17 protein-coding genes are annotated in these 23,116 nt (G+C 42.9%); 11 read left to right on the top strand and 6 right to left on the bottom strand.

What is annotated here, in order from left to right; all coding sequences use genetic code 11:
• Positions 1-390 precede the first annotated feature (390 nt).
• Positions 391-3,645, top strand: coding sequence for a response regulator (locus BLS65_RS03510; protein WP_092435908.1), 3,255 nt, complete (start codon positions 391-393; stop codon positions 3,643-3,645).
• A 93-nt stretch (positions 3,646-3,738) separates the two neighbouring features.
• Here the strand turns inward: BLS65_RS03510 and BLS65_RS03515 are convergent, their stop codons facing one another.
• The 5 genes from BLS65_RS03515 to BLS65_RS03535 all read right to left on the bottom strand — a co-directional run bounded on the left by BLS65_RS03515 (position 3,739) and on the right by BLS65_RS03535 (position 11,075).
• A complete protein-coding gene (locus BLS65_RS03515; RefSeq protein ID WP_092435910.1) occupies positions 3,739-5,391 on the bottom strand; it encodes an AMP-binding protein in 1,653 nt (550 codons plus the stop codon).
• Positions 5,392-5,526: 135 nt separating this feature from the next.
• On the bottom strand, positions 5,527-6,123 hold the full coding sequence (locus tag BLS65_RS03520; RefSeq protein ID WP_092435912.1) for a pseudouridine synthase: 597 nt from the start codon (positions 6,121-6,123) through the stop codon (positions 5,527-5,529).
• A gap of 194 nt (positions 6,124-6,317) precedes the next feature.
• On the bottom strand, positions 6,318-6,734 hold the full coding sequence (locus tag BLS65_RS03525; protein ID WP_125869756.1) for a hypothetical protein: 417 nt from the start codon (positions 6,732-6,734) through the stop codon (positions 6,318-6,320).
• Positions 6,735-6,808: 74 nt separating this feature from the next.
• Positions 6,809-7,702, bottom strand: a complete 894-nt coding sequence (locus tag BLS65_RS03530; protein ID WP_092435916.1) for a hypothetical protein — start codon at positions 7,700-7,702, stop codon at positions 6,809-6,811.
• Between the two features lie 199 nt (positions 7,703-7,901).
• Positions 7,902-11,075 (bottom strand): sensor histidine kinase, encoded by a 3,174-nt coding sequence (locus tag BLS65_RS03535; protein WP_092435918.1) that lies wholly within the window; start codon positions 11,073-11,075, stop codon positions 7,902-7,904.
• A gap of 520 nt (positions 11,076-11,595) precedes the next feature.
• On the opposite strand from BLS65_RS03535, the gene BLS65_RS03540 reads away from it, so the two are divergent.
• From BLS65_RS03540 to BLS65_RS03585, 10 genes are all read left to right on the top strand, one after another.
• Positions 11,596-12,270, top strand: a complete 675-nt coding sequence (locus BLS65_RS03540; RefSeq protein WP_092435920.1) for a succinate dehydrogenase cytochrome b subunit — start codon at positions 11,596-11,598, stop codon at positions 12,268-12,270.
• Between the two features lie 20 nt (positions 12,271-12,290).
• Positions 12,291-14,228 (top strand): fumarate reductase/succinate dehydrogenase flavoprotein subunit, encoded by a 1,938-nt coding sequence (locus BLS65_RS03545; RefSeq protein WP_092435922.1) that lies wholly within the window; start codon positions 12,291-12,293, stop codon positions 14,226-14,228.
• Positions 14,229-14,268: 40 nt separating this feature from the next.
• Positions 14,269-15,012, top strand: a complete 744-nt coding sequence (locus BLS65_RS03550; RefSeq protein ID WP_092435924.1) for a succinate dehydrogenase/fumarate reductase iron-sulfur subunit — start codon at positions 14,269-14,271, stop codon at positions 15,010-15,012.
• Between the two features lie 167 nt (positions 15,013-15,179).
• Positions 15,180-16,472, top strand: coding sequence for an NAD(P)/FAD-dependent oxidoreductase (locus BLS65_RS03555; protein WP_092435925.1), 1,293 nt, complete (start codon positions 15,180-15,182; stop codon positions 16,470-16,472).
• 557 nt (positions 16,473-17,029) lie between these two features.
• Positions 17,030-18,193: a DNA cytosine methyltransferase gene (locus tag BLS65_RS03560; protein ID WP_092435927.1), complete on the top strand. Its 1,164-nt coding sequence runs from the start codon at positions 17,030-17,032 to the stop codon at positions 18,191-18,193.
• A 94-nt stretch (positions 18,194-18,287) separates the two neighbouring features.
• Positions 18,288-19,466 carry an alpha/beta hydrolase gene (locus tag BLS65_RS03565; RefSeq protein ID WP_092435929.1) on the top strand — a complete coding sequence of 393 codons (1,179 nt, stop codon included), beginning with the start codon at positions 18,288-18,290 and terminating at the stop codon, positions 19,464-19,466.
• Positions 19,456-19,872, top strand: coding sequence for a putative signal transducing protein (locus BLS65_RS03570; RefSeq protein ID WP_092435930.1), 417 nt, complete (start codon positions 19,456-19,458; stop codon positions 19,870-19,872). The genes BLS65_RS03565 and BLS65_RS03570 overlap by 11 nt, the downstream gene beginning before the upstream one ends.
• 37 nt (positions 19,873-19,909) lie before the next feature.
• A complete protein-coding gene (gene trhA / locus BLS65_RS03575; protein WP_092435932.1) occupies positions 19,910-20,554 on the top strand; it encodes a PAQR family membrane homeostasis protein TrhA in 645 nt (214 codons plus the stop codon).
• A 387-nt stretch (positions 20,555-20,941) separates the two neighbouring features.
• Positions 20,942-21,790 (top strand): 1-acyl-sn-glycerol-3-phosphate acyltransferase, encoded by an 849-nt coding sequence (locus BLS65_RS03580; protein ID WP_092435934.1) that lies wholly within the window; start codon positions 20,942-20,944, stop codon positions 21,788-21,790.
• A gap of 13 nt (positions 21,791-21,803) precedes the next feature.
• The gene (locus BLS65_RS03585; RefSeq protein WP_092435936.1) at positions 21,804-22,574 is read left to right on the top strand and encodes a class I SAM-dependent methyltransferase; all 771 of its coding nucleotides are present in this window, start codon (positions 21,804-21,806) and stop codon (positions 22,572-22,574) included.
• Positions 22,575-22,692: 118 nt separating this feature from the next.
• Here the strand turns inward: BLS65_RS03585 and BLS65_RS03590 are convergent, their stop codons facing one another.
• Positions 22,693-22,893 (bottom strand): hypothetical protein, encoded by a 201-nt coding sequence (locus BLS65_RS03590; protein ID WP_092435938.1) that lies wholly within the window; start codon positions 22,891-22,893, stop codon positions 22,693-22,695.
• Positions 22,894-23,116: the final 223 nt, after the last annotated feature.

Consider the following 23,116-nt stretch of genomic DNA (forward strand, 5'->3'; position numbering starts at 1 on the left):
CAGTCAGCAGTAGGCAGTCCGCAGTAGGCAGTAGGCAGTGGGCAGTTAGCAGTAGGCAGTCAGCAATCAGCAATCAGCAGTCAGACAGGATACTGTAGACTGAGAACTGAGAACTGAAGCCTGAAGCCTGACGACCGAAGACTGAGAACTGGAGACTGGAGACTGAAGACTGAAGACTGGAGCCTGACGACCGAAGACTGAAGACTGAAGACTGAGAACTGGAGACTGAAGACTGAGAACTGGAGACTGAAGACTGAGAACTGGAGACTGAGAACTGGAGACTGAGAACTGGAGACTGGAGCCTGACGACTGAGAACTGACGACCGAAGACTGAAGACTGAGAACTGACGACCGAAGACTGACGACTGGGAACAATAAAAACCAACAACCATGACCAAACAAATTCATATCCTGTACGTTGACGACAACCCGTTAGACAGGGCATTGGTGCGCGACTCTTTGGAAAAAGAGCATGGTGGGTTTATACTCACAGAAGCGAAATCTCAAAAGGAATTTGAGAAATTAATACATGAAAAAGTATATGATCTGGTTTTAACCGATTTCAACATCTTGGGATTTGACGGATTACAGGTGCTTGATGTTGTGAAAAAAATATCGCCTATCACTCCTGTAATTATAGTTACGGGTACTGGCACCGAAGAGGTTGCTGTGGCGGCAATGAAACGTGGAGCGTCAGATTATGTTATTAAAACAGCTGGTCATATAAACCGATTACCTCAAACGATACAAACAGTAATAGCATCCGTGCAGATTCGTTTCGAAAAAGAGAAAGCACAATACGAATTAGTAAAGATGAACCGTGTTTATGCGGTAATCAGTCAAATTAATCAGTTGATTGTTAGAAGCAACGACCAAAAAAAACTTTTTTGTGAGGCTTGTGATATTGCCATAAAATTTGGTGGTTTCCGTATGGCTTGGATTGGGCTGGTTGATGAGGTGTCAAAATCGATAAAACCCTTTTGCTGGTCGGGTTACGAGGCTGGTTATCTTACAAATTTTGAAATTCCTATAGATGACAACTCTCCTTCAGGAAAAGGGCCTGTGGGAAAAGCATTTAAAGAAAACAAATACTCAGTTTTTAATGATGTATTGAATGATCCATCTTTTGAACCCTGGCGGAACGAAGCGCTTAAAAGAGATTATAGATCCATTATTTCCTTGCCTTTAAAGTCTGAAAATAAAGTAATTGGAACTTTCAATATTTTTTCTTCTGAATACAATTTTTTCGAAGAGCAAGAAATAACGTTGCTTGTTGAAGTTGCAGATGATCTTTCATTTGCTCTAAAATCAATTCAAAAGGAGCAAGAATTGATCTTTAGCCAAGAAAAATATAAATCATTATACGAGAATGCTCCTCTTCCTTATCAATCGTTAAATGAGGACGGGATAATTTTAGATGTGAATCCTGCTTGGTTAAAATTGCTTGGTTATTCGATTGATGAGGTCGTTGGTAAGTGGTATGGTAGTTTTTTACATCCTGATGCTAAAGCTGCTTTTGCTAAAAACTTTCCGGTTCTTAAGACCTGTGGTTCGGTAGCGGAAGTTCCATTTATGTTGCGAAAAAGGGACAGTTCCTACATTCGCATTTCTTTAAATGGTTTGTCGTCTTACTTCCCCGATGGATCTTTTAAACAGACTCATTGTGTTTTTCATGATATTACGGTTCAGGAAGCTGCATTAGAGGGGCTAAAAAACAGCGAACACCAAAAGAGCATTATTTTGCAGACAACGACCGAGGGGTTTTGGATTCTTGATTTTGAGGGTCGTTTTGTCGAAGTAAATAATTCATACTGCAAATTATCCGGTTATAGCCGAGATGAATTGTTAGCAATGTCGGTTAGTGATGTTGAACTTATTGAGAAAAAGGGTGCTGTTGAGACGCGAATGCAAAAAGTTATTAAGCAAGGAACGGATAGGTTTGAAACCAAACACCGATGTAAAAATGGAAACAGTTTAGATTTCGAAATAAGTGTAAACTATACGCCAAATGACAAATTATTTTTTGTTTTTCTCCATGATATTACCAAACGCAAAGCTGATGAGAAATTATTGTTGAGAAGCGAAAAAGAGTTAAAAAGGGCACAGGAAATTACCCATATAGGTAGTTGGTCCTTGGATTTAGCCACTGATGAAGTTGTCTGGTCCGAAGAACTATACAAAATGTATGGATTCGACTCTAATCTTCCGGTGCCTCCATATTCGGAACACATGAAGTTTTTTACACCAGAGAGCTGGAATATCCTATCAGATTCCGTTGCAAAAGCAAGGGAAACAGGTGTTCCTTATGAGCTTGAATTGAATTTGGTGAGAAAGGACGGAAGCAATGGTTGGATGTGGGTCCGGGGAGAAACCGTGCTCGATAATGAAAATAAAGTTGTAAAACTTTGGGGGGTTGCCCAGGATATTTCTGAACGCAGGCAAGCGGAAGAGGAACTCCGAAACGCAAAAGAACGTGCAGAAGAGAGTGATCGTTTAAAATCTGCTTTTCTGGCCAATATGAGCCACGAAATACGCACCCCAATGAATGGTATTCTTGGTTTTGCCGATTTATTGAAAAGGCCAAATCTTACCGGTGAAAAACAGCAAAAGTATATTCGAATCATCGAAAAAAGCGGTACTCGCATGCTTAATATTATTAATGATATCATTAATGTTTCGAAAATTGAATCAGGACTAATGGAGGTTAATATACAGGAAACGAATGTAAATGAGCAAATTGAATTTGTTTATACCTTCTTCAACCCCGGTGCTGTAGCAAAAGGACTGCGACTTTCGATCAGCAATTCATTGCCTATTGATGAGTCTATCTTTAAAACCGACAGCGAGAAACTGTATGCTATCCTCACAAACCTAGTTAACAATGCTATAAAATACACCCCGACAGGTTCAATCGAATTTGGCTACCGCCTTCGAACAGTCAGGGGTGCCGTTGTTACGTTGGGTGTTCCTAATGCCCCATCCGAACTGGAGTTTTTCGTGAAGGATACCGGTATCGGCATTCCAAAAGCGCGGCAGCAGGCCATATTTGAACGGTTTATTCAAGCCGATATTACCGACAAGAATGCTTTTCAGGGAGCTGGTTTAGGCTTATCTATAAGTAAGGCTTACGTGGAGATGCTTGAAGGAACTATTTGGGTGGAATCGGAGGAAGGAAAGGGTAGTTCCTTCTACTTTACCCTTCCTTATCATATTGATGCGATCGTAAAAAATAGTTCGAAAAATGAAAGTTCTCCACTGGTTGAAGCACCGCCGATAAATAACTTGAAAATTGTAATTGCCGAGGACGATGAAGCTTCGGACCAACTCATTTCGGTTGTTGTTGAGGAATTCGCAAAGGAAATTCTTCATGTAAGAACCGGAACCGAAGCGGTGGCCGCATGCTTCAATAATCCGGATATCGACTTGGTGTTAATGGATATTCAGATGCCCGAAATGAACGGATATGATGCCACTAAGCAAATACGATCGTTTAATAGAGATATTGTTATCATTGCGCAAACGGCTTATGCATTGGAGGGCGATCGGGAAAAGGCAATTGTAGCCGGCTGTAACGATTATACTACCAAACCCATCAAAGCGAATGAATTGCAACAATTGATCATAAAACACTTTAAGAAAGAGTGATCTACTAGTTCTAATAGGCGTTTGCTTTCAGTTGCGATGCAGTGATTCGATTTTTCTAGCATCAACTTCCACCAAGTAGGTATTTACACGCAACTAGTTTGTTGAGTATAAATACCGCTTGATGCTGCGCTTGGGCGTTTTCTCAAACTCTTCGGGATGGATGATGAATTTTGAAAGGTTCATGTAGGCGGGAAGTTGATGGTTCACCTCAATCAGGTGATTCTTCATTATCGATTCGACCTCTTCACGTCCAATATTGCTATTTTTTAGTGTTTCAAAATCGGGAAAGATAAGTGCCTGCAGCTGGCCGTTGTTCATAATTACCAGCGACTCCATAACCCCGAACTTATTGTCGAGCACCGACTCAATCTCCTCTGGGTATATGTTTTGGCCCGAAGCACCAAGGATCATGCTTTTGCTTCGGCCCTTAAGGAAGATATTCCCTTCCTTGTCCATCAGGCCTAGGTCGCCAGTATGCAGCCAACCATCCTCGAGTACCTCCCGAGTAGCCTCATCGTTCTTGTAGTAGCCCATCATAACATTGTCACCTTTTACCCGGATTTCGCCTACAATGTTTATTGGATCGGAGGAGTCGATACGAACGGTTAAGGAATCGACCGGTTTGCCTGCCGAAAACGGAAGCGAGTCGCGCCACGAAGAGTAGCTAATGAGCGGACCACACTCGGTCATCCCGTAGCCAACGGTAAAGCGAAACTTTATTTTGCGGAAAAAGGCCTCGGCACCTGCGTTGAAGGCTGCTCCACCCACCACAATCTCGTGGAAGTTGTTGCCAAAAATATTGGTAAGCTTGCGATTTATTTTTCGGTAGATGAGCGTGTTTACGAGCGGTATTTTCAACAACCACTTCATGGGCGATTTGGTGATAATCGGAACAATTTGCCTTTTGAAAATTTTCTCCACTACGAGTGGAACGGACAGGATAAGCCTAGGCCGTATCTCTTGAAAAGCCTCCATTACCAGTTGAGGCGATGGAACCTTTGTGAGGAATGTGATATGGCAACCGATGGTAATGGGAAACAGAAACTCGAAAGCGCAGCCGTACGCGTGCGCAAGTGGAAGGAAGGAAACAATTTTGTCGCCAGTTTGTAGCGGCATGTTGGCTTGGGCGTAGCGAATGTTGGCCGAGAGGCTGTTGAGTGCGAGCATAACGCCCTTGGAAAAACCAGTTGTTCCAGAGGTGTAGCTAATTACTGCTAGTTCGCTGTTGCTTACCGTGGGAAGGTTAAAGTTTTCGGGGCTTAGCCCGTTTGGATATTTGGTTGCAAAAAGGTTTTCGACGTTGGCGAAATCCGTTGCTACTCGATCGCTTTCGGCTTGAATCACCTGCATTGAATCGAGCGATATTATGGTTTTGATATTTGGCATTTGCGCCAACTTGAGCGGGGTTGCCAGGGCGTCGGCCACAAAGAAAACGGTGGCGTCGGAGTGGTTGACAATATGAAGCACATCGGCGGGGCGGAAATCGGGGAGAATGGGTACCATTACGGCACCATAACTCACCGTGGCTAAATACACAATGCCCCAGCTGGTGCAATTTTTTCCGAGCAGCGCCACCTTGTCGCCCGGTTTAATGTCATTACGTTCGAAGAGAAGGTGTAGCATTGTGATTTGCTTGGCCACCTCGCCGTAGCTAATGGTTGCGCTTTTGTAGTCGGTCATGGCTGGGCTATTCCAACCCTGCTTAATTCCACTCTCTATGTATTCTATTAAATTCTCTTTTATCATCACAAAATTCTTTTACAATACAACTGGTAAATGTATCGATATTATCGTATCGTTGTTCTCCAGCCTTAAAATCGGTCCGACAAACAATAGCCAATGCAATTGGACTCTTGAGGCACCAAATAGCTAAAAAATATTTTACAGCGTGGGTTCATCTGTAAAATTTTCGACTTCCACCACCCTACAGGCTTCAAGCGTGCCGAGATGAATTTCGCCAATGCGAACCCGCATAAGCCGGAGGGTAGGAAAGCCTACTGCCGCGGTCATTTTTCGAACTTGCCGCTCCTTTCCTTCGGTGAGCGTAATGGAAATCCAGCAGGTTGGTCCGTGGCGATCGTCACGGATTTTGCGCGTGCGTGGCTGGAAGTTGGGGGCATTCTCCAACCGAAAAGCTTTGCACGGATTGGTAATGTATTTAACGTCGCGGATGCCAATTTCAACGCCCTCACGAAGTTGCTCTATCGCCTCATCGGTAATTAATCCATCTACCTGTGCGTAATACTCCTTCTCAATCTTTTTACTGCGAATAATCTCGCTCATCATCCCATCGGTAGTAAGGAAGAGTAGCCCCTCGCTCTCCTCGTCCAGCCGACCAATGGCCATGGTTCCCGCCGGAAAATCGTAGAGCTCACCAATCAGCTTCTTTCTTGGCAGCTCGCACACAAACTGGCAGAGATAGCCATAGGGTTTATGGATTATAAAATGGCGGTGATGTGGTTTGTCGGTAATTTCCATTCGGAGTTACTACTATTTGTGTGCCAATGTTGATGCGCCGCAAAAGTAGTAAAAGTTCGATCAGGTGTAATGTTCAGGAATGCGCCGTAGGATTGCGGCATAATGATTATTATGTAGTTATTGGAAGAATGGCGCGGACGAAACTTTCATGCTAACGTGGCGAGTATATCTAGTTGATTAAACTTTGTCGTTCGCTATTCTTTTATGTGATACTCTTCTTTCAACTTATGTATTTTTAGTTGATTATTATCTAATGAGATAATTATCCATTGATAATTTACAGATCCACCCCAATATGAAGTAGTAATACTAATTAGTGAATCATTTCTTATCCAAGAACCTTCAAAATCCGCGTATGAAATTGGGGGTGTTCCGCACCCTCTTGCAATTTTCCTCTCCACAAAACCAGAGTCTTTTTTAAAGGCAAAACCATAGTCGTTGTCTTTTAATGCACTTGCTTTCTGAAATGTCAAAATTGTATCATTTCCGAGAGGATTAATCCAGTAACCTATGAGTTTATCTGGATCGTTGATTATCGAGTCATTCCTTTTTTCGCAGGAAAGCACCATAAGAATTGATGAAAATAGAATCACTTTTTTTATAGTCTTCATAATCTTTAGTATGGTGGGTTGTTTGTGTTTGTTTTGTTAAAACAATACTGTAATGCTCAGTCACTGTTGGCTATTTACCGTTTCTCAAGAAGCAGCACCGACCCATCTTTCGTTACCTGGACTAGTCCGGTAAATTCGTCGAGTGAAGTTTCGGGGAGTTGTAGGGGAACCATGAAGTAGAATCCGTTGTCGGTTTGCTTGGCCCACAGCCGGAAGGTGTCCTGTGGATAGGTGTAGGGCGCTGTGTAACCTGCGGCGCAAAGTACGAGGTAAGCCTTTGGATAGTTGTTGATTGGGCCTAGGAGTGCGAGCAGTTTTTCGTTGGTGTCGATGATAGAAATGTTTTTCCGCTTCTTGGTGATGAGAAGCCATTGAAAGTTTTTAGGGGAAAACGCGGGTGCAAAGCCTTTGGCTAGGCAAAGCGCAAGGCTGTCGGAGTGGGTGTGTATTGATATTCCCTTTTTGCTCGGAGTGAAGGCGTATTGAAGGTGGAAGTTATACTGATATTCATGGGTGTCCCAAATCCTTTCGAGCGAATCGTCGAGCATGGCATCGCTAACCTGCTTTGCTTCGGTGCACTTTTCTAGGCAGATATTACTTATGGAATCGCAAATGCTCTTATCTCCCTTGCCTTGGAGGTTGCGTTTGAGGCATTCAAACTTAGCAATTAGGCAGCGACTGTCGCAAATTTCTTTATCGTAGGTGTAGAGGTCGGCGCGAAGGCCCTCGATGCTATCGGCAAAGAGGCGGAAGGTTTGGTTCTGCTGTTCTGAATAGGTTAGGGTATCCTTGGTTACTTTACCGGCAATGAGCATCCATGCTGAATTGTGCTTAATTTTCAACTCTTTTAGCGATATGGCTTTGGCTTCGAAGCCGGCCAAAAATGTGGAGTCGGAGAGTAACTCTTGGCCAAAAATGTTGGGTGAAATAAGCGCCCCTAGCGCAATGAGTATAACCGTAAATTTCATTTTGATCAAAAGCTGATTAGGTATGTTGTTGCAAGCAAAGGTAAGGAATTTAAATTCCAATTGGTCAATGTGCTAATTGGCTAATGGCAACACGAAAAAATAGGCTGATGCGATGGTATTGCCTTACCTTGTCTTTCTATTACGGTGCCGATGAAAGCACACCAATAACTAAGAATGTTTCATTCTAAACAGTCTTGAATCACTCCCTTTTCTTGGGGAGCGTAAAGGAAAATCTGCTACCAACGTCCTCTTTACTCTCTACCCATATTTTTCCATGATGCCAATGAACAAACTCTTTACATAAGATTAGGCCTAGGCCAGTTCCTGGTTCTTTAGCAGTCCCTACGGTTTTAATTTTTTCGCCGGGTTTAAATATTTTTCCGACAGTTTCTTCATTCATTCCCACGCCGGTGTCTGAAACGTGAATGGTAACTCCTTCGTTTGTTTCTTCCACCTCAACGATAATTCGATCATCCTTTCTCGAAAACTTAATTGCGTTGGTAAGGAGGTTGCGCAGGATGGTAAGAACCATGTTTTTGTCGGCAAATGCAATGACGCTCGCAGATAGCGTTGATGTGAGATGTATTCCTTTGCTTTCAGCTGAATTGTTCATCAGGAATATATTCGAGTCAATTAAATCTTTCACATCCAACTTTTCAGGAGTAAATGATATTTTTCCGGTTTGCGATCTGCTCCAGTTGAGCAGGTTTTCCAGCAGTTCGAATGATGCTGATGAAGCTTTGTGAATTGCTTGAGCAAATTTATAGCTGCTTTCAAAGTCGCGGTCTTTGATTTTCTCAACGAGTAGCTCCGAAATGCCAAGAAGAGCGTTAAAGGGATTTCGAAGGTCGTGGGCAATAATGCTGAAGAACTTATCCTTCGTTGCATTTGCAATTTCCAACTCATTTCTATGTTCGGTTAATGCTTCGTTTATGGTTTCCAACTCCTCGTTTGTCACCTGTAGCTCCTCTTTCTGTTGCATTACCAGAGCAGTTTTTTCTCTAATCTTTAATTTGAGATATTTTTTCTGCCTTTTTAGTGTGGCAATACGCCATTGGATGAAAAGGAAAATCAGCAGACCCGACAACAGAATATAGAGGGTAAGTGCCCACCATGTATAGTAAAATGGCGGTAGTATAGTCAGTTGGAAGGTGCTTGTTTTGCTTTCAACATTGTAAATATTTAGAGCCTTTACCTGAAAAGTGTAAGTGCCTTCGCCGAGGTTGGTGTACTCTTTGTCTGTTTGTCTGCTCCATTTGCTCCATTTCTTATCAAAGCCAATGAGTTGATAGCTGTATAGGGTTTTTTCCTCCTGGTCGAAAAAAGGAGCGGCAAATTCGAATTTCAATGAATTGTAATCGTATGCCAATTTCAACGGTTCTGTTTTTGATATTGTTCCAATATGAATTAAACTGTCGGTTCCAACGGTTATTCTCCGGATAAGACAGTTGAATTTCTGAGCGTAGTTTTTGACGTCTTTGCTCATGTCGTAACGGTACAAACCTTCGCTACCGCCTATCCAAGCAATGCCCGAAGGCTCAATGTAAAAAGCAACTAGAAACATGTCTGTAATTCGGCGGAAAGGAGCATAAACCCAATCGTATCCGCCACGTTGGTTTGGCTGTAAATACCCTATGTCGGCATTTCGATTCTCCAAAGGACAAATCCATATTTTACCATCGGGCATTTCCTGTAACGAAAACACATCGCGGCTGCCATTGCAAAATTGCTCCCCAAATTCTGTAAAAGGATCAAAACGGTTGGTTTGTGAATTGTAAATGGTGAGCCCCGTTTCGGAGCCCCAGATAATTTTATTCTTAAACCGAAAGGGTAATACGTTTTTTAACGAAACAAGCCCATCTTTCTTGTCGTAGTATTTTATTTTCTGAGGTTTTGTAATGTTGTTGAAATTTGGAGTAACTTGGATAATTCCACTCCGAAAAGTCCCCAACCAAACTACTCCGGTATTGTCTTCAATAATTCCGCGAATGTTATCTTTTATGCCACTCCATTGCCCTTCATATATCCATTTCCCATTTCGATATATTAGTGAAATAAAAAAATCACCACTCGTGCTCAGTATTCTGTTTGGATTTTTAATCGATTGGTATATTTCGGTAGTTCTGCTGCCTTTGTATATCGGTTGAGCTTTATCGCCTTTTATTTCATATATGCCCGCCGTCGTCCCTACCAGCAGCGATTTTATGTTTTTTGTTTCAAACAAACACCAGTTTATCCCGATCGGGATGTTTTGCACTTTGTATATTTTATTGTCTTTGCCAATATAGTATACATTGGCATGGGTGGCGATGTATATGGTTCCATTGTAGCGAATTACGCTCTCTACAATGTCTTCGAGACCAGCTTTCTTATCCCAGTAACTCAAATCAAGGATGGGTTCGGTTTTGCTAATTCCGATGGATAACCCAATCCATAAGTTTTGGGTGTTATCCACGGCAATGCCCCTTACATGGTTGTTTTGTAGTTGATTGCTTTCGTTGTATTGCTGCAGAATTGTTCCTTGTTTGTCAACTAGAAATGCCCCTTTGTTTAACGAGCCCAAAACAAAACAATTACTACCCAATGGAGACCCAACACTAATTGCATTATTCCGAATAAAATCTTTATGCAGAATAGAATTTCTTTGCGGAATAGTATCCTTTAGGGGTTGATATAAAAATTGACCATTAGTGCGGGTAAGGATTAACATTGCGGTTGTATCGTAAGAAAGGGCAATGTCAAAAATATTTTTATTTTTAAAGAACGCCGATTGAGGTGCAGGCTTTAATACTCCGTTCTCTATTTTCATTAAGCCTTTATTGTCGCATTGGGCATAATAAATATTTTGGAAAACAAAGTTTCCGGAAAACGATCCATTCAGATCGGCCTGGAATATTTGCAGATCGTCTGATGCAAAGCCATATTGAAATATGGCATCGGACGTTTGGAAATAGGCGAATTTTGAGGTGAGTTTTACCGAGTAAACGGTACCTAATTTGACCGTTGTATCATGAATTTGTTGTGTTAGGCTTTGGTAAGTGGTATTTCCCTCTTTATCCTTCGTTAAATAGCCAAACTCTTCATTCGCAGCAACAAAAATTTTCCCGTTTTTGTCCATAGAAAAGTCAAACGCTGTCGTATTTTTTTCATTCTGAATACTTTGCCAAGTAACGCCATCGTATTCAATTGTGGGACTACCTACACCAAAGTACATAACGCCACTGCTGTCTTGTATCGCACCCATCACCTGGGGCGCATTCTTGTATTCCTTTGGCGTATAGTTACGAATGATGGGGAAACCGATTTCTTGTGCGATAGAAATCAATGGAAATATTAAAAAAACAAGGATGAGCCTAAAATATCTGGTTTCCATTTTGCTTGGTCAATTAGAACAACTTTGCGTATTGTTAAAGAGATATTATGTCTTTTTTATGGATTGTTTCAGGATACTATTCAGGTTCGTCTTCTTTCCTTTTGCATTCCATTAAGCAATAGAATTCTATGCCGGAACTGCCTTGTTTTCCATCCGTTTTAGGTCTTCGGTGGGCTTTCATGTTCTACCATGTTGCTTAATTTGGCTCCAATTCAAAAGGACCCAATGAGCGTAAGGTAATACTTTCTTCCAAATTATTTTACAGGAAGGGATTAAACTCTTCTTCTACGATTTGTTTGTCGGATGATGGATGGGGAATTTATTTATCTGAATACGACTCTTGTTTTTGGTTTGAAATTCAACTTGTTTGCCCTCCTTGCTGCGAAAACTTTTTTTCCTGCAATCGATTTAGCTAAGGTGTGCTGCTGTAGAACATTGGTAGAGCCGTTGCCTCTTACTACCTTAGCCGCCTGAATAAATAGTTTTTTGTAACTTGTTCGAAAATTAATAAAACCGATCTATGGGAAATATCTTTAGCTCGTCAATCGGGAAAAAACTGGTAATGAGCATTTCCGGTCTATTCTTGATCACATTCTTATCGCTGCATCTCTTCCTTAACTCGCTTTTGCTGGTTAGCGCCGATGCTTTCAACATGGCGGCAAACTTTATGAGCACCAATCCGCTCATTCGGATTATGGAGCCGGTACTTGCGTTGGGCTTCATCATTCACATTGTTTACGCAACGCTGCTTACCTTGAAGAATCAGACTGCACGCCCAATTGGCTATCAAAATGTTGATCAGCGAATGGCTAGTACTTGGTCGAGCCGCAACATGTACGTTCTAGGTTTTGCGTTACTCTCATTTTTGGTAATGCACATGGCCAACTTCTTTTGGAAGATTAAGTTTGGCACAGTTCCTTCGGTTATGGTCGATGGCATTGAAATGCACGACACTTACACGCTTGTTACTTCCTTGTTTCTTACCTACAAATGGATAAATGGTGTTTACTTGGCGGGTGCCTTGGCCTTGGGCTTTCACCTGTCTCACGGTTTTTGGTCGGCTTTCCAAACCATTGGTTGGAACAACACAGTGTGGATGAGTAGGCTTAAGTTTGTTTCCTATTTATTTGCAATTATACTCGCCGGCGGATACAGTGTAATCAGCCTTTATTTCTGGTTCTTCGCTAGTCTCTAAACACTGAAAAACATTTTGCTATGAGCATATTAGATTCTAAGATTCCCGCAGGACCTTTGGCCGAGAAGTGGTCTCAGCATAAGGCCTCCATAAATGTGGTAAGTCCTGCCAATAAGAGAAAACTCGATATTATTGTGGTTGGAACCGGTTTGGCCGGTGCTTCGGCTGCAGCCTCCTTGGCCGAACTGGGCTACAATGTAAAGACCTTCTGCATTCAAGATAGCCCACGCCGCGCTCACTCCATTGCCGCACAGGGTGGTATCAATGCCGCAAAGAACTATCAAAACGATAACGACAGTATTTACCGTCTGTTCTACGATACAATTAAGGGTGGCGATTACCGCTCACGCGAAGCCAACGTTTACCGTTTGGCTGAGGTTAGTGGTGCTATCATCGACCAGTGCGTGGCCCAAGGGGTTCCCTTTGCCCGCGAATACGGTGGATTGCTCGACAATCGCTCCTTTGGTGGTGTGCTTGTTAGCCGTACCTTTTATGCACGTGGACAAACCGGACAGCAGCTGCTGTTGGGTGCATACGCAGCCCTTAACCGCAACATCGGCCTTGGCCGTGTAGAGAGTTTTGTGCGCCGCGAGTTGGTCGACGTTGTTACTATCGACGGTAAGGCACGCGGAATAATTGTCCGCAACCTAGTTACCGGCGAAACGGAGCGCCATGCTGCTCATGCAGTTGTGCTTGCCACCGGCGGTTACGGCAACGTGTTCTTTCTCTCCACCAACGCTATGAACTCTAATGGATCGGCCGCTTGGGTTGCTCACCGCAAGGGCGCTATGTTTGCAAACCCTTGTATGGTGCAAATTCACCCTACCTGCATTCCCGTTCACGGTGACCAGCAGAGCAAGCTTACGCTTATGAGCGAAAGTTTACGCAACGATGGCCGTATTTGGGTTCCAAAAAAGATGGAGGATGTTGAAAAACTTCGCAAGAAGGAGATAAAGCCTATCGATATTGCTGAAGCTGATCGCGATTACTATCTCGAACGCCGCTACCCCGCATACGGAAACCTTGTTCCCCGCGACGTGGCTTCACGCGCAGGTAAGGAGCGTTGCGATGCCGGCTTTGGCGTAAACCAAACTGGTTTGGCCGTTTTCCTTGACTTTGCCGATGCCATCAAGCGTCTTGGCAAACATGTGATTGAGGAACGCTACGGTAACCTGTTCCAGATGTATGAGAAGATCTCCGATGAGAATCCATACGAAACGCCAATGATGATTTACCCTGCCATTCACTACACTATGGGTGGGCTTTGGGTGGACTATAACCTCATGACCAACATTCCTGGCCTATTTGCCCTTGGCGAGTGCAACTTTAGCGACCACGGTGCAAACCGCCTAGGTGCTTCGGCGCTTATGCAGGGCTTAGCCGATGGTTACTTCGTTATTCCTTACACCATTGGCGATTACCTTGCCAACGAAATTAGAACGCCAAAGGTAAGCACCGATCACCCCGAATTCGAAAAGGCCGAAAAGAAGGTTGCTGATATTCATGCAAAACTTCTCGCCATTAAGGGCAAGCGCACGGTTGACGATTTCCACAAGGAACTCGGAAAAATCATGTGGGATTATGTGGGTATGGGTCGTAATGAGGAAGGACTAAAGAAGGCCATCACCATGATTAAAGCCTTAAAAGTTGAATTCTGGAAGAATGTTCTCGTGCCTGGTGAGGCTAACAGCCTAAACCAAGAGCTGGAGAAAGCTATTCGCTTGGTGGACTATTTCGAATTGGGCGAATTGATGGCTCACGACGCACTCGACCGTCGGGAATCTTGCGGTGGTCACTTCCGCGAGGAGAGCCAAACGGAAGAAGGCGATACTAAGCGCGACGATGCCAACTTCACCTATGTTTCGGCTTGGGAATACAAAGAGAATGCTGAACCTGTAATGCACAAGGAAGAGCTCGTTTTTGAAAACGTGCACCTTATCCAGCGCAGCTACAAGTAGGTCGGTAACTTCAATTGTTGGTTTAATAAAATTAAAGGCTATGAAATTTACACTTAAGATATGGCGTCAGAAAGATGCCAAAACCAAGGGGAAGTTTGAGACCTACGGCATCGAGAATGTCTCGCCCGATACTTCATTCCTTGAGATGCTCGATATCTTTAACAACGAGCAAATTCTTTCCGGAAACGAGCCGGTTGCCTTCGATCACGATTGCCGCGAGGGTATTTGCGGTATGTGCTCCATGCACATCAACGGTCGTGCGCATGGTCCAGACGATGATATCACTACCTGCCAGCTACACATGCGCAAGTTTAAGGATGGCGAAACCATCTCTATTGAGCCTTGGCGTAGTGCTGCCTTTCCAGTAATAAAGGACCTTATTGTGGACCGTGGTGCCTTCGATAAGGTTCTGCAGGCGGGAGGTTACATTTCGGTGAATACCGGTGGAATACCCGATGCTAACGCAATTCCTATTGCTAAGGAAGATGCCGACGAATCAATGGATGCTGCTTCGTGTATTGGATGTGGTGCTTGTGTTGCTACCTGCAAAAACGGCTCGGCCATGCTCTTTGTGGCTGCACGTGTATCGTCGCTCGCTATGCTGCCTCAGGGTAAGATTGAGGCAATTCGCCGCGCAAAAGCTATGGTTGCCAAAATGGACGAGCTTGGCTTTGGCGCATGCTCCAACACTGGTGCCTGCGAAGTTGAGTGCCCTAAGGGAATAAGCATTGCCCACATCGCCCGCCTAAACCGCGAGTTTTTGGTAGCTAAGATTAAGGAATAACTGTAGTTTTTTCAGTATATAAATCCCCGAAGGAGAAATCTTTCGGGGATTTTTGTTGGGTGCTGGTGTTCTCTTTATTTCACGATAGTATCAATGACGTTTAGCGCATTTTAAAACATTGCGCCACCACATGTGTTGGTAAATAGAATATAATCGAACACAATAGAATGGAAACTGCATTGAATGTTCCGGACAATGGAATGAAGCGAATTGTGATTGTTGGGTGTGGATTTGCTGGTCTTGAGTTGGCCAAGAAGCTAAAAAAATCAAACTATCAGGTAGTGCTTATTGATAAGAATAGCTATCACCAGTTTCAACCGTTATTCTATCAGGTGGCTACAGCAGGGCTGGAGCCGCGAGATATTGCATTCCCTATACGCAAAATATTCCAAAACCAGACCAACGTCTATATTCGAATTACTGAGGTTATTGGGGTAGACTCCAGCACAAAAATGATTGAAACGGCTATTGGGTTTATAAACTACGATTACCTTGTTTTGGCCAACGGTGCCACTACCTCTTTTTTTGGCATGGCCAGCGTTGAACAAAATGCTATTCCCATGAAGAGTGTTCAGGAAGCGTTGGTTTTGCTTAATAATTTGCTTCACAACTATGAGGAGGCCCTTCTGAAAAAAGATGTTGCCGAACAAGATGCTCTGATGAATGTGGTGGTGGTGGGCGGTGGCCCAACTGGTGTTGAGTTGTCGGGTGCTTTGGCCGAAATGAAACGATACGTTTTCCCCAAGGATTATCCGGAACTGGACTGTTCACGCATTCGCATTATTTTAGTGGAGGCCTCGCCTAGAGTGCTGAATGGAATGTCGGAGTTTGCCTCAGAAAAGGCACATCGGTTTTTAAGCAAGTTGGGTGTTGAGGTGCTTACCAATACCCAAGTGATGGGATATGATGGAGATAAGGTTGATTTTAAAAACGAAGAGTTTATTGCTACTAAGACGCTGGTTTGGGCTGCTGGCATTGCTGCCAATGTAGTTCCCGGTCTTCGTGCCGACTCCTACACCAGAGGGCGACGCCTATCGGTTAATGGAATAAACCAAGTTGAGGGTTACGATGGTGTTTTTGCTGTTGGCGATGCGGCCTTTATGGTTGAAGAAGAAAAGTGGCCCAACGGCCACCCTCAGGTAGCACAAGTGGCCATCCAGCAGGCGAAGAATTTGGCGAAGAACTTTGTTCGTATGGACGAAGGTAAGCTAACCAAACCCTTCAAATACGTGAACTTGGGTACCATGGCTACCATTGGACGAAATAAGGCTGTGGTCGACCTATCGTTTATTAAGTTTAAGGGTTTGTTTGCTTGGATGATTTGGATGTTTATACACCTGCGGTCAATCTTTGGCGTTAAAAATAAAATTCTGGTGTTTATCAATTGGGTATGGAGCTATATCACCTATGATCAGTCGCTGCGACTTACCTTTTTGCCCAAAGGATTTCGGTTTAAATAATTACAATAGTGGCATGAATCACCAGAAAAGTGTCTGGAGGTGGCGCAAAATTGCTCAACCTATTTTACTCCATATTGGTGTGCCGTCAAATTGTTAATTTTCTTTGCAATGCACAAACGTGCTACTCCACTTGCTTGCCCGACAGGGTGATTATTGAAGATGTAAATACTTTCCTCGAGCGGATAAAAATGCTGCGAAGTGATCATGTTTGTTTCGAGGCATCACCACGTCGGCGTCCACATCTTGCGTCGAGTGTGTTGCTATTGCATCCTGTTCCGGTGATTCTTTAGTTTAGGTTGCTTATTCTGGTAAATGTTCTCTAAGATTAACTAAAGATTGTTGTTTTGTCTCACAGTATGTTAGATTGCGAATGGGGCAGGAAAACGTTTTTAATGAAGAGATTCTCAATCTCATCGTGTCAAAATGCAGTGATTTCGAAAATGACGAATTGTAGTTGATAATCCTTCCCATTTCGTGAAATTAGCAAAATTTGACAGCTTAACATTCTTAACAGGTTTTTAATTATTTCCGTTTACCTTTGCGCCACAAGTAGAAAAATGGAGAAATTCAAGTTTATCGACCTTTTTGCTGGTATTGGCGGTTTTCATGTGGCCATGGAAAAGTTAGGTGGTGAGTGCGTGTTTGCCTCTGAGATAAACAAGTTCTCCATTGCAACCTATCAGGAAAACTATGGGATGGATGCAGGCTTCGACATCTGTCAGGTTGCTGAGGAGGAGATTCCGGCCCACGATGTGCTATGCGGTGGCTTTCCCTGTCAAGCCTTTTCGAAGGCGGGCAAGCAAGCTGGTTTTGTCGATACTAGGGGAACCCTTTTCTTCGAAATTGAGCGCATCCTTAAATTTCATCGACCAAAGTATATTGTGTTGGAGAACGTGCGCAATCTTGTTTCGCACGATGGTGGTAACACTTGGCGCGTAATTTCTGCTAAACTGAAGGAGTTGGGCTACCTTATTACCGAATCGCCCATTATTATGAGTCCTCACCAGTTAGGCATTCCACAGCTGCGCGAACGAGTTTATATTCTCGGGATCCTAAAGGAACACACCTTGCTCGATACGCTAATTATTGATATTCCAACGCCGGTTAAGCATAAAACCAATGCAAAAAAAATGCTCGATGGCAAGGGTGGCGACGAATATCGAATTTCCGATTATGAGGAGATGGTGCTCGATGCGTGGGATGATTTTATGCAAGGAATAGACAAAAAGGTAATTGGATTTCCTGTTTGGTCGGAAGAATTTAGGGCCACCTACGACTATTCCAAATTGCCCTTGTGGAAGCAGGGGTTTATTGCAAAGAATAGGGAACTTTATCAGCGCAATAAACCTTTTCTCGATGGATGGTTCAAGAAGCATGACAACCTTGAAAAGTTTGTTCCAACGCATACCAAATTTGAGTGGCAAGCGGGTGACTCAATTAAGAGCTTGTGGGAAGGGATTATCCAGTTTCGTCCCTCCGGAATACGTGTGAAGCGTCCCACTGAATTTCCTGCGCTAGTGGCCATGGTTCATATACCAATTATTGGCTGGGAGAAGCGCCGCCTAACTCCACGTGAAGCTGCAAATCTTCAGAGTTTCCCCAAAAATTTTAAGATAAACTCCAACCCGCAACAGGCCTACAAACAGTTTGGCAACTCGGTAAATGTGGAGGTGGTGAAATTTCTTGCTGATCAACTGTTTCAGTTGGGGAAAAACACGTAATATATCTTGTCCGCTTGCGAAATATCCATTTTTCTTACGAGATTTGGTGGATTGTTATACCTTTACTTGAGATTAATCTGTTCCAAGCTTTACAATGAGATACACATTACTAAGTCTATTCCTTATTGCTTGTTTGTCGGTGCAGGGATGTAAAAAGCAAAATATCAACCAACCCATTGTTCCTCCTATTCTAAAAAGTGTTAGCTGGAGTGAGGTTGGTGCTTCAGGCGCGGCTCTTACAGTAGTTGAGAAGGATATTCCTAGTTTTCAATCTACTAATCTGGGAAACTCTCGTACGCTGCGGATTCTTCTGCCCGAATATTACTACTCCGATTCAGTTTTCATAAAGGTTACTGTTGAACTCGAAACGGAGACTACCAACCCCACTAGGTTTTATTACGCTTTAAATGGACAGCCGTTTATCCTGCTGCCCGAGAATCGAGTCATTCGTGTTCGCAATGGTCAGAATACGCTTAGGGTATATGCTGTTAACAGTATTCAAGAAAAAAGCGAAGTTATCGTCCTTTCGGATATTGTGGTAAATTTGAGTTATAAGGTGCTGTATGTTAACGATGGGCAGGATATTTCGGCTCTAAACTTCAAAAATACATTGGCTAATCTATATGCCAGCAGATCAATAGAAAAAATTATTGTTGTGGGAATTGATGCTTCCGCGAATAGGCTGAACGAGTATGGCACCATTGATTTGGATGGGAACTCTGTGGTGTGTTTCTCTTCGGCAGGCCAAATTGGCAATAGGGCAAAGGAATACACCGCTTTTCTTACCGAAGAGGTTATGCCGTTTATAAACCAAAATTTCCGAGTGGCAACCGGTGCCGAGAATACCGCAATCATAGGCTCCTCGCTGGGCGGACTGTCCGCTTTCAATATTGCTTGGATGAAACCTAGCCTGTTTGGCCGTGTGGGTGCGTTTTCAGGTTCATTCTGGTGGCGAGGGAAAACAGGGGATAATCCTACCGGACAGCAAATCAATGAGGCTAGAATTATGCAATACTTGGTGCGATCAAGCACCAAAAGAGATGGAATGAAATTTTGGTTTGAAGTGGGAACAAATGATGAAACCAGCGATAGGGATGGCGATGGAATAATTGATGCCATTGACGATACTCGGGATTTGATGCTCGAATTGACACACTTGGGCTACACCGAGATGGACGACTGTGCTTATGTTCTGGTAGCAGGAGGAGAGCATAACCAAACCACCTGGTCGCAAGTTTTGGATGATTTTTTAATTTGGTGTTATGGGAAGTAGTAAAGCAAAAAATGAAACGGTTTTTGTTACCACGTTTTACAATAATATTGAGGCGAACATTGTTAAGGGTCGGCTTGAAAGTGAAGGTGTATCGTGCTTTCTGACGAATGAAAACTTTTCGACTTTAATGCCACACCTAAACTATCTTGCGGGTGGTGGAACGCATCTGTTTGTTTTGCAAAGCGATTTTCAGTTAGCTGCGTCAATTCTTAATGAGATTGAAACCCCAAACAAGGTTGCAGACAGGGTGGTTTGTCCACAATGCCAATCGTTAGATGTGACGCTAGGATTGGGGAAGTCGAAGTTTAAAAAGTTGACAATAATCCTTCTCTCTGCAATATTTGGGATGCAATTCAGCAATATAAAACTAAGCTATAACTGTAGAAATTGCAAGAATGAGTTTTAGCAATATTGCAGATGGAATATTTAACTAAATAATAGAAATGGCTAAAGAGACTCTCCCTAAATATTACTCGCCAACCGAGGAGAAAATCAACGTGATTTCACATGCTGTTGGTTTTTTCTTGAGTATAGTTGCTCTTGTTCTTTTGGTGCTACGTGCCGTTATGTACGGCAACGTTTTACATGTGGTTAGCTTCACCATTTTTGGCATAAGCTTAATTATGCTCTATGCTGCTTCGAGTCTATACCATAGTGCTAAGAATGAGGCGCGGCGAAACCGTTTGAAGATTTTTGACCACGCATCTATTTACGTTCTTATTGCCGGAACGTATACCCCATATACCCTTGTTACCCTTGAAGGCACTACAGGTTGGATAATCTTTGGCGTTTCGTGGGGCATTGCGCTGGTGGGAATTACGCTAAAATTATTCTTTACCGGAAGGTTTTCTATTGCCTCTACCATAATGTATGTACTAATGGGATGGGTAATTGTTTTTGCTATTAAGCCACTTATCCACAACTTATCGTCGGAAGGCCTTTTTTGGCTTTTTCTTGGAGGTGTTGCTTATACTCTTGGTGCGGTTCTTTATAGCATTAAGAAAATTAAGTTTAACCACGCTATTTTTCACATTCTTGTGCTTGTTGGTAGTTTATGCCATTTTATCTCGATATTCTTCTATGTTTAAGGAGTTTTCTGCTAATAAAACTATCCCGTTAGTGCAACTCCTCTCAAAGGGTTAAGGCTACTTCTCATGCGCATGATTTCCACGGTCAAATCTTTCCTGTAATTCTTTTTTCATTAGGGCTAATTCTCTATATGTGGCTCATTTTTATTATATTTGTTAGAGTTTGCTTGGCTTCAGTAGGAAGGGTTTTTATCTTGTGAACAATAGTGGATAGAAAAAAATGGATGTTTTTTGTCCTAAATATTTCAAATGGTATGATACAACTTAGTTTTGGCCTTCCGTCTGTCTAAAACAATAAGGACTAATCCAGGAAAAGCAAGAGGTTTTGTTTGAGTTGGCTTTGCAATAAATGAGTGCGAGTTAAGTTATAAGTGTAAACAGTCTTTGATGACAGAAACATTAAACAAGAAGCACTTAAATGTGGGTGAATTACTTAAAAAAAGTGATTCGAAGAATCTTCGGCAACTGCCCGGATTTGTAGTTAAGGTCATCGAGAAGATTATTTGCCAGGATCAGATGAATTATGTCATAAATAAATACATCGACTATGTTGGCGTGAATTTCCAACCTCAAGTGATTAAGGAGTTTGGAATAACGCTGAATGTTCGTGGGATTGAAAATCTCCCCAATAATTCTCGTTGTTTTTTTGCTTCTAATCACCCCTTTGGAATAATTGATGGATTGGTCCTAACCTATTACGTTGGACAAAAATACGGCGACCTCAAGGCTATTGGCAATGATGCTTTTATGCATGTTCCTACTCTTAAACCGTTAATTGCAGCGGTGAATGTTTATGGCCGGAGTTCCAAGGAATATATCAAGGCGCTCGACGAGGTATATGAATCCAATGTGGCCATTACTCATTTCCCGGCAGGAGAAGTGTCGCGGGTGTATAACGGAATTATTCAAGATGCTCCGTGGCAAAAAAGCTTTATTACCAAAGCAGTTTCGTCTAAGCGTGATATCGTACCGTTTTATTTCGATGGAGTAAACTCTTCCTTCTTTTACCTCGTTTTTCGATTGAGGCATAAATTGGGGATTTCAGCAAATCTTGAGTTGATACTGCTTCCTCGGGAGATGTTCAAAAAGCGGAATAAAACAATTAGCCTTGTTATTGGGAAACCTATTCCATGGCAAACTTTTGATAGTTCAATGACGCATTATGAGTGGGCCCAAAAAGTGCGTCAACATGTATACAAATTGGGGCATTCGATAGATCAAGTGAACTTTAATTAATCAAAATACGGTTATGGTAGCATTGCGCGAATGGTTGTTCCGGATTTGGTATTGGTATGTGAGTAATGTCGACAAGAAGGGGGAAGTTCTCTTTATGAACTACGGCTACTCTAATCCCGAAATGCCTGTTAGTTTAAATGCGGAAGATATACCCAATAAATATTCCGCACAGCTATACCACCTGATTGGTTCTGCTACAGATTTGAAAGGTAAGGATATTGTTGAGGTAGGGTGCGGGAGAGGTGGTGGATTGTCCTACATCGTAAATACCTTTTCTCCAGCCACCGCGCTGGGTGTCGATCTCAATAAGCGAGCAGCCAAATTCTGTTCCAAGCATCACAATAAACAGGGATTATCGTTTGCACAAGGTGATGCACAGGACCTTTCCTTTATTGCCGATGGCTCGTTTGATGCCATTATCAATGTGGAATCTTCGCATCGATATCCTCGCATGGATTTATTCCTCAAGGAGGTTCACCGAGTGCTTCGTCCGGGAGGATACTTCTTATACACGGATTTTAGATACGATCATGAGATGACCGAACTTAAGCAGCAGCTTGCTGCCACCGGAATGGTCATTCATAAAGAGATAATGATTACCGACAATGTGGTTCAGGCGCTCGAGGCCGACGACCAACGGAAACGTGTTCTGGTGAAAAAATTGGCTCCCCGCCTTATTCATAAGGTTGCCCTTAACTTTGCGGGCACCATAGGGAGCAAAACATACAACCAATTTGCTACGCATAAATACGAGTACTATCATTTTGTGATGCAAAAGAATTAACCCTCACGGGGTTCCTTCAAGGCACGTGTCTGTTCGGATTAATCGCCGATAGTTATCACCGGAAGGCCTAGAGATTTATCCCTAGGCCTTTTCTAGTATGTCTTATTTGGTCAGACAACTAGTAATCGCTCGTCATAATTAGTTGTGGTTTGTCGTTGAAGTTTTCGTAGCGAGGACGGTAACGATCAATGTCATAAAATTTTTCAACATCTACTTTTTTCTTAAAGCTGGTTACCACTTCAATGGGCACATTGTCGTAACGTCCATTGCGTAGGCTCACCAGCCTGCTAGATAAAACGGTCGAAGTTGTGCCACCCATTTCGGTTCAAGTTGTGCCAGGCGTTTCGGTCGAAGTTGTGCCACTTTTTTAGGTGCATTTAGGCTATTGTTTCGGTCGAAGTTGCGCCACCCGTTTCGACGCAAATTGCGCCATTGAGCCATTGAAAGGAATGATTTCTATCTTATCGCTGAAACTTAAATCAGGGATATGGCCGCAAAGAAGATAGATATCATGGATGTACGACAATTAATTCAGTTAAAAA

The organism is Williamwhitmania taraxaci (assembly GCF_900096565.1).
GTDB classification, from domain to species: Bacteria; Bacteroidota; Bacteroidia; order Bacteroidales; family Williamwhitmaniaceae; genus Williamwhitmania; species Williamwhitmania taraxaci.